We start from the raw sequence: 864 nt of genomic DNA on the forward strand, positions 1-864 counted from the left end.
TTTGAGTATCCGTAACCTTTTGAAAAAACAATTTTCCCGTCCTTTACTATGGAAACCGCAGCACCAGGAATCGCTGTTCCTATATATTTTTTCATAATTTGATCTGTTCTGTTTTCGATTTCGGAAATCGGAATTCCAGAGGGCGTGGTTGGAACGGACCCAGAAGCATATGCCTGGACCGGGATAAATGCCATCAATGCCAACAGGAACAAAGAGGCAAATCGTTTTTTCAATTTCATCTCAAGTCTCCTTTTTGCTGCACTTGAATCTTTAAGGGCAGTCTGTTTTTTGGAACATTTTTAGTGTAGCAATCAAGTCTTTCTTATTTCTCTCCTGTTCCTTACTTTTTTCTTTCTCGAATTAAGCTTCAACTCTCAAGTGATTTACCGAAAAAAAAGCTATATTTACGTTGGAACAGCTTTATATGTATGTTGCAACCTATAAAATAAAGACAAGAAGAATCCTCATAGTTGAAAAAAATAGGAGATGACAATAAATGAAAGCCTGTGAACCTCTAACTATTTCATCTGAAAGCGGATACAATCTTCAAACCGATGAAAGTGTGCCCATTGCCCACGCTTGGAACATGATTGCGCGAGATCATAAGCAAGTGTTTGGCCGCGAGCCATTGCAAACAGAAGTAGAGCCCTCGATCATTATCCGTTATGCGCAGGAAGGAGATAGCTGCCCGCATTGGCCAGAGGGCTATTGTCTGCGTTTTGTTGCTGGTAGCAAGGGAACGGTACTCCATATTATTGGCCGTGATGAATTAGGAATTATTTATGGACTGCTTCATTACAGCCGTTTCGCTCTGGGTGTGGAGCCGTTCTGGTTCTGGGCGGAGCTTCTCCCGCTTAGGCGGGA

The 864-nt window shown here is 42.1% G+C and carries 2 pseudogenes; one reads left to right on the forward strand and one right to left on the reverse strand.

Annotated features, from left to right (window positions below):
• Positions 1 to 239 (reverse strand): annotated as a pseudogene (locus GRP75_RS28255) (serine hydrolase domain-containing protein); the annotation flags it as partial.
• Positions 240 to 496: 257 nt separating this feature from the next.
• On the opposite strand from GRP75_RS28255, the pseudogene GRP75_RS28260 reads away from it, so the two are divergent.
• Positions 497 to 864: pseudogene (locus GRP75_RS28260) on the forward strand (glycosyl hydrolase 115 family protein); the annotation flags it as partial.

Origin of the sequence: Paenibacillus sp. OT2-17, from assembly GCF_009827695.1 — a bacterium.
Classification (GTDB): domain Bacteria; phylum Bacillota; class Bacilli; order Paenibacillales; family Paenibacillaceae; genus Paenibacillus; species Paenibacillus polymyxa_B.